The organism is Sutterella sp., assembly GCF_030539355.1.
Classification (GTDB): Bacteria; Pseudomonadota; Gammaproteobacteria; order Burkholderiales; family Burkholderiaceae_F; genus Sutterella.
The window spans coordinates 1-11,616 of record NZ_JAUNSF010000093.1 but is presented as its reverse complement, the minus strand read 5'-3'; the positions used below and the strand labels follow the sequence as shown (position 1 = coordinate 11,616).

10 protein-coding genes and 1 pseudogene are annotated in these 11,616 nt (G+C 67.7%); 8 read left to right on the top strand and 3 right to left on the bottom strand.

The window, feature by feature from the left end; genetic code table 11:
• From Q4F91_RS10795 to Q4F91_RS10775, 5 genes are all read left to right on the top strand, one after another.
• The coding region (locus Q4F91_RS10795) for a hypothetical protein (protein ID WP_303337578.1) at positions 1-675 on the top strand (675 nt) is incomplete at its 5' end.
• A 109-nt stretch (positions 676-784) separates the two neighbouring features.
• Positions 785-979: a hypothetical protein gene (locus Q4F91_RS10790; RefSeq protein ID WP_303337576.1), complete on the top strand. Its 195-nt coding sequence runs from the start codon at positions 785-787 to the stop codon at positions 977-979.
• Positions 976-3,531, top strand: a complete 2,556-nt coding sequence (traD, locus tag Q4F91_RS10785) for a conjugative transfer system coupling protein TraD (RefSeq protein ID WP_303337574.1) — start codon at positions 976-978, stop codon at positions 3,529-3,531. The genes Q4F91_RS10790 and traD overlap by 4 nt, the downstream gene beginning before the upstream one ends.
• Positions 3,528-4,169, top strand: a complete 642-nt coding sequence (locus Q4F91_RS10780) for a hypothetical protein (protein ID WP_303337572.1) — start codon at positions 3,528-3,530, stop codon at positions 4,167-4,169. Before traD ends, Q4F91_RS10780 begins: the two co-directional genes overlap by 4 nt.
• A gap of 45 nt (positions 4,170-4,214) precedes the next feature.
• The gene (locus Q4F91_RS10775; protein ID WP_303337570.1) at positions 4,215-5,387 is read left to right on the top strand and encodes a hypothetical protein; all 1,173 of its coding nucleotides are present in this window, start codon (positions 4,215-4,217) and stop codon (positions 5,385-5,387) included.
• A 112-nt stretch (positions 5,388-5,499) separates the two neighbouring features.
• On the opposite strand, the gene Q4F91_RS10770 is transcribed toward Q4F91_RS10775, so the two are convergent.
• Together Q4F91_RS10770 and Q4F91_RS10765 are read right to left on the bottom strand one after the other, a co-directional pair.
• Positions 5,500-6,678 (bottom strand): porin, encoded by a 1,179-nt coding sequence (locus Q4F91_RS10770; protein ID WP_303337568.1) that lies wholly within the window; start codon positions 6,676-6,678, stop codon positions 5,500-5,502.
• 243 nt (positions 6,679-6,921) lie between these two features.
• The gene (locus tag Q4F91_RS10765; RefSeq protein ID WP_303337566.1) at positions 6,922-7,500 is read right to left on the bottom strand and encodes a Crp/Fnr family transcriptional regulator; all 579 of its coding nucleotides are present in this window, start codon (positions 7,498-7,500) and stop codon (positions 6,922-6,924) included.
• A 377-nt stretch (positions 7,501-7,877) separates the two neighbouring features.
• Here Q4F91_RS10765 and Q4F91_RS10760 point away from each other — a divergent pair, with 377 nt between their 5' ends.
• The 3 genes from Q4F91_RS10760 to Q4F91_RS10750 all read left to right on the top strand — a co-directional run bounded on the left by Q4F91_RS10760 (position 7,878) and on the right by Q4F91_RS10750 (position 10,926).
• The gene (locus Q4F91_RS10760) at positions 7,878-9,401 is read left to right on the top strand and encodes an FAD-dependent oxidoreductase (RefSeq protein ID WP_303337564.1); all 1,524 of its coding nucleotides are present in this window, start codon (positions 7,878-7,880) and stop codon (positions 9,399-9,401) included.
• A 378-nt stretch (positions 9,402-9,779) separates the two neighbouring features.
• Positions 9,780-10,523, top strand: a complete 744-nt coding sequence (locus Q4F91_RS10755) for a hypothetical protein (RefSeq protein ID WP_303337563.1) — start codon at positions 9,780-9,782, stop codon at positions 10,521-10,523.
• Positions 10,524-10,668: 145 nt separating this feature from the next.
• Positions 10,669-10,926, top strand: coding sequence for an AbrB/MazE/SpoVT family DNA-binding domain-containing protein (locus tag Q4F91_RS10750; protein WP_303337561.1), 258 nt, complete (start codon positions 10,669-10,671; stop codon positions 10,924-10,926).
• Positions 10,927-11,053: 127 nt separating this feature from the next.
• Here the strand turns inward: Q4F91_RS10750 and Q4F91_RS10745 are convergent.
• Positions 11,054-11,545, bottom strand: a pseudogene (locus Q4F91_RS10745) (DnaJ domain-containing protein); the annotation flags it as partial.
• Between the last annotated feature and the right edge of the window lie 71 nt (positions 11,546-11,616).

Genomic DNA, 11,616 nt, shown 5'->3' with positions numbered 1-11,616 from the left:
CGGAAGGCCGCGGAGGCCGGCTCCGGGGCGGTCTGCAGCGAGGACGCGGCCATCCGCAACGAGCTCATCCGCAGCGCAAAGTGCCGTCCCTGTCCGTGGATGACCCCGGAGATGCAGCGGAACCGCGCGCTCAATCTCGAGCCCTGGAACCCGCCTCCGACGGGCACGGTGCGCACCTTCCGCTGGCGCTTGCCGATCCCGAGGGGGCACGAGAAGTGGAGCGAGGTGTGGTACGCGCTGAAGGTCATGGAGGACCGGCTCGATCGCTTCACGTGGGTGGCGCGGTTCGCGCGCGACGAAGGCCTCGTGATCCCCGCGGGGATGCTGCTGCCCGCCGTGTTCCGCCGCTGCGGCCGGGTGCTCGCCGCGGCCGGGATCGTCAGGACGGCTCCTTCCCGCGCCGACTCCCCCTGGCTCCTGCCGCAGCAGAACACCTTCGGCGACCCGATCGAGGGGCTCCTCGTGAAGCGCGCCTTCGTGAAGCCCGTCTGGAGCCTCTCCACGGGCGGAGTGAAGAACGCCGAGTGGCCCGTCGCCTTCGGCCGGGGCACCGTCGAGCGCATCTACGAGCGCCCGGACGGCTCGGTGCTCGGGACGCAGTCGGCGCCGAAGTCCCGGCGCGCGACGGCCCCCGGGGCCGGGAGGAAGGAGAAGGAAGCGGAGAAATGCCGCTGATGAATACCGCTCCGCCCCTCTTCAAACCCGGGGCGGGGCATCACCGCCTGCCCCGGGGGGAATCCGCCCCACGGGGGAAGGAACACAGCTTCGAGGAAAGACAGACGAAATGAACGACACCATGAACTTTACCCCTGACCGCGGGGCTCTCGACGCCCCGGACCGTGAACTCAGGAGCGGGCTCTTCTCCAGGGACCGGGAGGACGGCGTGGAGACGCCGGCCGCGCGGCCCGCGCCCCATGGCGTCGGCTGCCGCGCCACGGGCTGCGTCGTGAGGACTTCCGAGGGGAAGGGCCGGTCATGACGAAGCGAACCCTCACGAAGAAGGCGGAGCGCTGGCGCGACCGCGCCCGCTCGACCGCCGAGGCCACCGACGAGTCGCTCGCCCTCTGGCGGCCGGCCTGGGAGACCGTGCCCGCGGGGATCGGGGCCTTCGCCGCGCTCTACGCGGGCACGCTCGCCGTGAGCGGCGCGGTTCCGCCCGCCTGGGGCCTCCTCTGGGCGGGCGCCGCGGGGGCCGTGGCGGCCGTGCGCTTCAAAGGTGCCGTCGACGTCTGGCGCCGCCGCGCGCCGCTCTCGGGCTTCGCGCCCCTCTTCATGTCGATGGGCGACGTCGTGGTGCGCATGCGCGCCATGCGAAAGCTGGACGGGAAGGATTCCGGGCACGGCACGCTCGCGCTGCGCCAGAGGAAGGGCGACGTGCACCGGCGCGTCCTGCCCAGGGCGACGGGCGGGAAGCTCGTCCACGTCCCCGAGGACGGGCACGCGGGGCCCGGCGGTCCCGAGGGCATCCGCACGGCGGGCGTCTGGTTCGGGCAGGGCTTCGTCTGGACCCCGGCCGAGGCGCAGAAGCTCTACGAGCTCTCGCGCGTCGACTGGCGCGCGATGAGAACGCCGCCCGGCATCCGGGCCTTCCTCACCGACGACCCCGGTCTCTCCGACCGCGACCTCGGGCTGCCCGTCATCCACGGCGCGGGGCCGGAGGAGGAGCCGATCGAGCGGCCGATATCGAGCCTGGGCGGCGGCACGCTCGTGGTGGGCACCACGCAGGCCGGAAAGGGCGTCGTGCTCACGTGCCTCGTCTCGCAGGCGATCCTGCGCGGGGAGGCGGTGATCGTGATTGACCCCAAGTCAAGCAGGCGTTTGTCCCGCGCCGTGAGGGCCGCCTGCCGCGCGGCGGGGCGCGAAGCGCCGCTCGAATTCCACCCGGCTTTTCCGGGGCGCGGCATCCGGCTCGATCCCCTCGGGAGCTTCACGCGATCCACCGAGATCGCGAGCCGCATCATGGCGGTGCTTCCGCCCGACCGCGACGGGGCGTTCACGTCGTTCGCCTGGCAGGCCGTGCACGTCATGACCGAGGGACTGCTTTTCGCGGGCGAGCGGCCGACGCTGATGCGGTTCCGCACGTTGCTCGAATTGGGCGTCGAGGATCTGCTCGAGAAGTGCCTCAGTGTCGCCTATGACCGCGTGCGGCCCGGGTGGCGCGACGAGGTGGATCTGCTCGTCAGGGAGGAGGGGCCCTCGATGCGCGCGCCCTTCGGGTCGCGGGCGAGCCTCACGCTTCTCGCCATGGTGTCGCTCTGGGAGCGCAACGTCCTGACGCTTCCCAATGAGCCCGCGGTCACGGGTCTCATCTCGGTCTTCCGGCACTCGCGGGAGCACTACGCGAAGATCACCGCCTCGCTCGTGCCGGCGCTCGCGATGCTCACCTCAGGAGAGCTCGGACGGTCGCTGTCGCCCGACTCGACAGACGGGGAGGCCGACGGCCGTCCGGTCCACTCGATCGACGGGATTCTGGAGAAGAAGGGCGTGCTCTATCTCGGTCTCGACGCGCTGCCCGACGCGGCGGTCGCCGGGGCGCTGGGGTCGCTCCTTCTCGCCGACCTCGCCGCGGCCGCGGGCCGGCGCTACAACGCGGGCGTCTCCGACAGGGACGCGCCGCCCGTGAGTCTCTTCGTCGACGAGACGGCGAACGTGATCAACGGGCCCCTGATCGAGATCCTCAACAAGGGTCTCGAGGCCGGCATCACCACGACCTGCGCGATGCAGACGGTGGCGGACCTCGAGAGCCGCCTCGGGAGCAGCGCGCGGGCGAGGATGGTGCTCGGCAACCTGAACAACCTGATCGCCCTGCGCACCAAGGACCAGGTGACGCAGGAGTTCATCTGCGAGGCCTTCGGGCGCACGACCGTCTGGGAGAGCGCCTCGTCGGTGTCGACCACGGCCGACGACGACGTCTCGCCCGCCTTCCGCGCGAGCGTCTCGCACTCGCTCTCGGGGCGGCGCGACACCGTGGTGCCGATGGAGACCCTCGGGAGCCTGCCCAACCTCGAGTACTTCGCCTGTCTGTCGGGCGGGCGGCTCTGGAAGGGCCGCATGCCGATCCTCTTGACCGAAGAGGAGGACCCCCGGCTCTTCGAGGAGGACGGGTCGAGAAAGCGGGGCGGAAGTGCCTGGGAGCGCGTGCCCGCGAACCTGCGGCCGTGGTTCGCGCGGGTGCTTGACCGCATCTTCCCGCCCGGGCGCTTTGATGAAGCGTTCCTGGAGGAGGAGATGCCGGAGAGGGCGGCGGAGGCCCGGGAGGCAGACGAAGCCTCCGGGGCCCCGGGGATCAGTGAGGAGACGGACGCGTCGGCGCCCGGGGCGGAGCGGGTGCTCGCCGCGGGCCCGGGGCCGGGGCGCGGGAACCCGGATGCAGTGGAAACGCAGCGGACGGATGAAAAGGAGGAGGCCGCTGCGACGGCCTCGTCCAGCGACCCGAATGAACAGAACGAACCGGACGAACCGAAGGAGAAGGCGATGGAGAAAGCCGAGCAGCTGAACGCAGTGAATGAGGCTCGGGAGGCGTCGTCATGAGGGACCGGCTCATACCGCTCATCATCGTCGCCCTCGTGCTCGAGGTGCTCTGGTGCGCCGCCTGCGTGCGGCCCGACGAGATCCGCACGCTCCTCTGGCGCGAGGCGGAGGCGTCGGCCGCGCTCCTCTCGGGCCCTGCGCTCGAGGGAGCGAAGGCCGTGGAGGAGGTGATTGAGGATTCGCTCTCCTTCATCACGCTCCCCGTGCGTCCCGTCACGCACTCGACGCGCTACCCCGGCATGAACCCCGCGACGGCGATGCTCCCCGAGGAGCACGCCTTCACGCGGGCGCTCGCCGGGATGCTGGCCTCGCCCTGGTGCGAGTCGATACGGCTCCTGGGGCTCCTGGCCGCGAAGCGCCTCGCGCGCGCGGTGATCGTGATCCTCGCCGCGGGCATTCCGATTCTTGCGCTCGTCGCCGACGGTTTCTTCAGGAGGCGTCTCGCCGCCGCGCGGCAGCACGCGCCCCGGCCGAGCGTCTTCTCGGGGCTCGGGAACCTCCTCGTCCCCGGGACGGCCTTGACGGCCGCCCTCGCCTTCGCGCCGCTCGCGCTTCCCCTCTGGATCTGGGGCGTCATTCCGATGGCGCTCGGCGTCGTGCTCGCGAGCCTTGCCGCGAACTGGCACCGCTTCCACTGAAGTCACACATCACTTTTCGTTTTATTTCCATGAAGGAGACGACAGATGAAGGAAACATTTCCGATGAATACGCTCGAGACCGCGGCCTTCCTGCGCTGGCTGTGCCGGAACCGTGAGGACGGCGCCTTCCTTGCGGGCGGCATCATCTCGGCCGCGGACGTGGCCGGCAAACAGCATTTCGCCACGCTCTGCGGCACCACGCGCGCGAGCATCGATGCGTGGCGCCGGGCCTGGAAGGAGCGGACCGCGGCCGAGATCGAGGCGATCCGCAGTGAAATGGGCGGCCTGCGCGGGTTCGAGGACCGGTCCTTCCGCACGGTGTACGCCGAGACCGAGCGGCGCATGATCGAGCTCATCCTCGAGGACTGCACGCGCTCGGGGTCCCGCGGGGAGCCGCCGGTCCTGCTCTGGACCGCGCTCACCTGCGACGAGATCGGGCGAAGGCTGGTCGCCGGCAGGAAGGTCGCCGGCCGGAAGATGGGCATCGGCAACGTGGCGATGTCGCAGCTCCTGCGGGCGAACGGCTTCCTGCAGCGCAAGCGCTTCTCGCAGGAGAAAGGTGACGGCTCTGAGTCGGCCGCGGCCTCCGAGGCGCAGTTCCGGGTGATCAGCGACCGGATCGAGGCCTTCATCGCCGAGGGCTCGCCCGTCATCGACGTGTTCGCGATGCCGGCGCCGGCCCTGCGGGACCCGGGGACCGGGGACGCGGAGGAAGGGGAAGCCGGGGAGGCGCTCGCGGGCGTCACGAGCGTCTGGATCGACGGCGACGTCGCCGAAATCGCCGCCGCCGCCATCCGGCGCTGGTGGATGAGCGACGGCTGCCGGCGCTTCCCCCGTTCGAAGAGGATGTTCGTCACCGCCGACTGCCGGAGCCCGAGGCTTCCGAGGACGGCGCAGTTTCTGACGGCGCTCAGGTCGGTCGCGACCGAGACGGGCCTTGAGATCCACGTCTCGCACTTCCCCGACGGCATCTGGCGCTGGATGCGGAGCGAGACGATCCTCGCCGCACGGATCGACGGGCCGTTCACCTCAGGTCACTGCCGGGAGGCCGGCCCCCTGGATCTGACCGTGACGCTCGCCGGGGCCGGGCAGGGCGCCGGCGGCGGGACCGTTGAGAATGAACCGGACGGAAATGCCGGGGAGAGAAGCACGGCGGCCGTGGAGACGGTGGAGGACGAGTGGAACAGGGTGCTCCGGCCGGACGCGGCGTTCGGGTGACGGGGAGGCGAGGCCCGGGGGAGGGCCTGAAGGAGAAGACGGACAAAAAGAGCACGGGCGGCTTTCTGGGATCGGCCGCCCGTGCCGGCTTCAAGGAGAGAAGAAGCGAAAATCAGAAGTCGTGCTTCATGCCGACGAAGAAGGCCTGGACGTTCTTTCCGAGGTAGTCCGTGCCGTAGCCCGTGCCGCCGATCATGTTGGAGGCGTCATAGTTGAAGTGCAGCGAGCTGTCCGTGCCGGCCTCCGGGACGTAGCCCGAGTTGTCGCCGTTGAAGACGGCGACCATGCCGGTGTAGACGCTCGTGCGCTTGCTCAAGGGATAGATGAACTTCGTGCCGAGCCCCCAGGCGTCGGCGTCGTCGCGGGTCTCGTTCTTGAGGTACGAGCCCGTCACGGTCCAGGTGCCGCCGGCGACGGGCGTCGCGGTGCCGAGCTGCACCATCCAGAAGGTGCTCGAGCCGTGCTCGGCCGACCCCCACTTCTTTACGTACTCGATCACGGGCCTCGTGAAGCCGAGGTCATAGTTGGCGGCGACCGAGAGGTACTTCGCGTCGTACTTCTCGCCCGCGCGGGCGGAGCCCGCGAGACCCTCGGCGCCGTCCTCCCAGAGGAAGCTCGCCATGCCGGAGAAGGGGCCGCGGTCGAGCTTCGCCGCGTAGTTGTACACATTTCCGCGGGTGCTCGAGGTCGAGCCGTCGGCCTTCTGGTTCTCGCCGAGCGAGGCGAAGAAGAAGTTCGTGAGGCCGAACGAGGTCGGGAGCACCCAGGAGACGGAGTTGTCCGCGCGCACGAGGTTGCCCGTGTCGCCGCAGGTGCTGTGCGGGCCCGGGAAGAAGAACCCGCCGTCGGAGGACCCGATCGAGAGGCCGTTCGGGTCGTAGATGATGAAGGTGAGGAAGTGCGGCATGTAGAGCCGGCCGAAGGAGAGCTCGCCGAAGCTGCCGCGCAGGCCCAGCGCGGCCTCGCGGTTGAAGAGCCTGCCGTCGGCAGCGGCCGGGTACTGGCCCTCGTCGGAGAGCACCGCGGAGTCAAGCTTGAAGAAGACCTCGAGGCCGTTCCCGAGTTCCTCGGAGCCCTCGATGCCGACGTGCGTGGGCGAGAGGCCGCCGCTCATGAGCGCGGTCGAGACGTCGCCCTGAGTGTTCTGCACGGCGATGAAGGTGTCGACGGTGCCGAAGATCGAGACTTCGGCGGCGGCCGCAGGGACGGAGACGGCGGAGAGGAGGGCGAAGGCGCCGGCCGCTGCGGCGGCGACGCCCGTGAGGCGCTTCCTGGGGTTCAGGCGGGACATGAGGATTCTCCTTTTGAATGGCTTCGGACGGCTGCTGGTCATTGAGCCGTTCGATGCGGAGAATCCTATTTGGCAGGCGCTGCCCGGACTGTGACGTGGTTAACGCTTTTGGACGCCGGGGGCGGGCAAGTGTGCATCAGGACACACTTTTGTCCGCCGATGGCGGCGGATTGAGCAACATTGAAGGCTCATTCAGGCCCGTTGATGGCACATGGCCCCGTCCGCCTTGTTGGACTTCCGGGCTCAGCCGCGCTCGTCGATGAGGTCCCGGAAGAGCTCGCCGCGGAAGAAGAGGAGCCGTCCGTCCTTCCTCGCCATTCCCTCCTCGATCCAGGCCGAGAGCGTGCGGCTCACCCAGGAGCGGGAGGCCGAGACGATCTGCGCGAGGTCCGTGACCGAGAGCGTCACGGGGCAGGGATTCCAGTCGGAGGGCTTCACCGCATAGTGCTCGGTGATGAGCGAGAGGATCAAGGTGCGCAGGCGCTGCTCGAGCGGCCGCGTGTAGTTGGCGATCATGCCGTCCATCACGCTCTGGTGGCAGCGGTTCGCGAGCCGCGTGTAGGTCTCCATCGTCTCCACCGACCCGCGCAGGTGCCTCAGCCACTCGTCGCGCGAGATCGTGAGGAGCTCGATGGGTTTCAGTGTCTGCACGATGATCCGGTAGGGCGTCGGCTCGAGCACGTCCATGTCGCCCGCGAGCCGGCCCGGGAGCAGGATCGAGAGCACCTGGTAGTTCTCGGCGGCGTCCATGTAGCCGAAGGTGACGAGCCCTTTCCTGATGAGCGACACCGTCCCGTTCTCGCCGCCGTGGGCGAGCACCACGCCCTTGGGGGTGCTTCACCGGCATGCCGCGCGCTTCGAACACCCGCGCGAGCGACTCCGGGGCGACGGGGTAGATCCACGGCTTGCTCATGAAGATCGTGTACATCGCTTGGGGTCTCCGGCGGGGCTTGTTGGACGGGTGACACCGGAAGAGTACAGCATCGCGCGCGCGCGAGTAAGTGGGAGGGGAGCAGAAGCCGTGCCTCACGGGTTTTTCGCAGTGTGCCGCAGTTAACACTCGCGGGCCCGCGATCTGTGCACCGGTTAACAGTCCGGTTTCCGCTCCAAAAATAAGATTTCCCTCATCCGGAGCTCGAGACCAGGGCCAAGAAACCCGGACCGCATTTCAGACTGATTCCACCGCAAGGAGACAAAAAATGGAATTCAAGCGCACCGTCGTCGCCGCCTCCGTGGCGCTCCTCACCGCCGTCTCGTTCTCGGCCGCCGCCGCCGAGTTCGCGCTCAACGCCGACGTCGTCGTGATCGGCGCGGGCGGCGCCGGCATGGCCGCGACCGTCAAGGCCGCCGAGGCCGGCGCCAAGGTCATCACGCTCGAGAAGAACGGCATGGTGGGCGGCGGAGCCGCCTTCGCCGAAGGCCTCTACGGCATCGAGACCGAGTGGCAGCGCGTCCAGAACTACGGCCTCTCGCGCGCTGAAGCCGAGGAGTGGATCCAGAAGTTCCACCACTACCGCGCCAACGCCAAGCTCAACCGCCTCTTCCTCTCCGAGACCGGCAAGTCGCTCGAGTGGCTCGCCTCCCACGGCCTCACCTTCGAAGCCATTCAGGTGAGCCCGGCCGAGACCCTCACGTGGCACGTGGTCGGCCCCTACGGCAAGTACCATCACGGCGCGGCCTACATCCACGCCCTCCAGGACTCCGCGAAGAAGCTCGGCGCCGAGATCATGGTGAACACTCCCGCCCAGGAGCTCATCATGAAGGACGGCAAAGTCGCGGGCGTCAAGGCGAAGAACAACAAGGGCGACACGTACACCATCACCACCACGCAGGTGATCATCGCCACGGGCGGCTTCGCCGACAACAAGGACATGGTGAGGAACGTGCTCGGCAAGGACCCGGACCGCGTCAAGTCGAGCGTGCCGCTCAACAAGACCGGCGACGGCATCCAGATGGCCTGGGCCGTGGGCGCGGACAGCACCTCGACCACCTCGGTCATGCACCCGGGCACCGAAGGGAAGGGCATCACCTTCTGCTCGGACGTCTACCTCATGGCCTGGCAGCCGTTTACGATGTGGGTCAACAACCGCGGCGAGCGCTTCGCCCCCGAGACGCTGACCTTTGAGATGGCTCTCGCCGGCAACGCCATCGAGTCGCAGTACGGCCACTACGGCTGGGCGATCTTTGACGACGCCGCGCTCGACTACGTGGCCGAGAAGGGCGTTGACGTGGGCGTCGGCGTGATCGTCCCCTCGACCGCGAAGCTCCCGAAGATCCACGCCGAGATCGACGAGGTGATCGCGGGAGGGTGCGAGACGCTCTTCAAGGCCTCCTCGATCGAGGAGCTCGCGAAGAAGATCAACGTCCCGGCCGACACGCTCAAGGCCGAGCTCGAGAAGTACAACAACGCCGCCCGCACGGGCCACGACGCCGAGTACTTCAAGGGCGGCCAGTGGATGCGTCCGATCGAGAAGGGCAATTTCTACGCCATGCGCATGCAGCCCTACTACTACGCGACCTGCGGCGGCATCCGCATCGACACCGACATGCACGTGCTCGACAAGAACGACAAGGTGATCCCGGGTCTCTTCGCGGCCGGCCTCGACGCGGGCGGTCTCTACGGTGACTCGTACAGCACCTGGACCTCGGGCCACGCCTTCGGCTTCGCCTCCTGGTCCGGACAGCGCGCCGCCGAGAACGCCGTGAAGGCGCTCGGAAAGTAATCATCCCAACCCCTTGGGTGAGTTCCTCTCTCCGGTCTCGTGGAAGGCAGGAGACCGGGAGAGGACGCTCACTCTGGGCAGAGTTTTTCCCCCGACAGAGAGTGTTTCTTCTGTATCTCCTTAAAGCCTCGCCGGAGCGGTTCGCCGCCCCGGTTTTTTTTCGTCGTTCAGCGGGGACAGTGACGGAGGGGCGGGTCTGCGCACTTGAATTATTGCGGACGGGTGCGCGCATACCGTCGCAGGCGGGGAAAACGGCTGCGACACTGAATGGTGCAGGCATCGGTGACAATGACGGTGCGGAGGGGAGAGGCCCCCGGCCCGGTTCCTCCGTCGGTCAGTCAGCTGAAGTTTTGTTTTGTCTGTGAGGAGTGCAGAAGCATGAGCAAGAGGAAGATCAGGGGCGACGGTCCCGCCGTCGTGTGCCGCGGCCGCGAGGTTTGTGTCTCCGGGAAGGAGGCGCTTGCGATTCTGTATGAAGAACTGCCGGCGTACTGGCGCCCGGAGGAGGACGAGGAACCCCGTGAGGTGGGCGTGAAATTCATCACCAAGAGCGAGGCGCCCTGGAGGCTCGCCCTGGAGTGCCTTGACCGTCATGCCGATGACCTCCGCGCGCCCGCGCCCGAGGTGTATGCCTTCTGGAAGGCGCTTGCCCGCCACCCGAAGGCGAAGTTCCGCGAGATGGGCGCGCGCGGGCCTCTTGAGCCCGTCGACTACCGCGAGCTCCTCGCCGATCCGAAGCTCAGGGTGAGGCAGTCGGTCGTGAGAAGCCCGCGCGGGATCTCTTTCCTCGTCGCGGACGAGGCCGGGATCGCTGCGCTGCGCGAAGCCTTGAAGGATCCCGCCGTGAGCCGCTCGGCCGACGGGCTCGTAGGTGACGCGCAGATCTCTGAGGCGGCGGGCGACGTGCTCGGGGCCCTGATCGAAGGGAAGGGGGAGGTCGTGCCGACCGGGGAGACCGAGATGGCCGGGAAGGCTGTAAAGGCCGGAAAGGCCGGACGCAAGGGGAAGGGTTCCAAGGTGGTGCTCCGCATCGCGCCGGGAGTGGAGCTCCGCCTCACCGAGCCGATGGCGATCGAGCGCGCCGAGGAGGCGGTGGCCGGCGGCAAGGGGAGGAAGGACTGAACTGCAGGGAGGGGCGGGGCGCCGGGAGGCGATGCCGCTTTCTCCGGCTGCCTCGCGAAGGTCCTGCCGCTTCTCAATGAGCGCGGGGTGTAAGCTGAGCGGAGACAAGGAAAACTTGAATTCTAAGGTTATGGAGGGGGGTTCTATGGTTCTGGCTGAAATTTCCGAGAACGGTCGGATCACTGTGCCGCTCGAAATCAGGCGGCAGCTGGGTCTGAAACCCGGCGACAGCATCCTGTTCCTCCGCAGGCAGAATGGAGAGATCGTCGTCAGAAAGTCCTCCGCCGCGGCCATCCGCAAGGCACAGGCCGCTTTTGCCGGGGCTGCCGAGGCTCTCGGCGTATCGAGCGAGGATGATGTCCAGGCGCTCGTGGACGAAGTGCGTCATGGCCGGGCACGGTAAAAGTCTTCGCGCAAGGCCGGGAGACTGCAAGAAGAACCTCTGACGCAGAGGGGCGGCGGGAAGCCGCCCCGTCGTTTCAGGGACGGTCGGGCGTCTCATGAGGAGCAGTCCGCTCTGCTCCGGCGCTTTATGCAATGAAACTGATCAGCAAAATGATCAGCAGTATTGCGATTGCACACGCAAAGCCTGAAAAGAGTTCCGAGAAAAAAGTCTTTGTTGCAGTCGTGGAAATGCCGACCAGATCATCCAGGGACTGTTTCGCCAGGTCTCTTGCCTTTGTCCTTGCCTGACGGATCCATTCCTCAAGGATCTTGTCATCGAAGACATAGTCCTCGCCAGAGGCAGTCCCATGGGCATTCCGGTCAGTCCGGTCCGCTGACGTCTGATCCCGGGAAGCCTGAGCGCTCCGGGAACCGAACAGGCTTTGATACCTCTGCAGCTCCGCATCGTATTTCCTGCGCGCCTCGGGGTCTCTCAGAATGCAGTAGGCCTCGTTGACCGAGGCCATGCGCTCATTGGCGTCCGCCCCCTTGTACCGGTCCGGATGCCATTTCATCGCGGCCCGGCGATAGGCCTTCTGAATCTCGGCCTGCGAGGCCGTCGCCGGGATTTCGAGAACCTTGTAGTAATCAACAAACCTGACTTTGGGAAACTTGGACTAGAAAAAAAGGCACCATCCCGCGTCAGTGT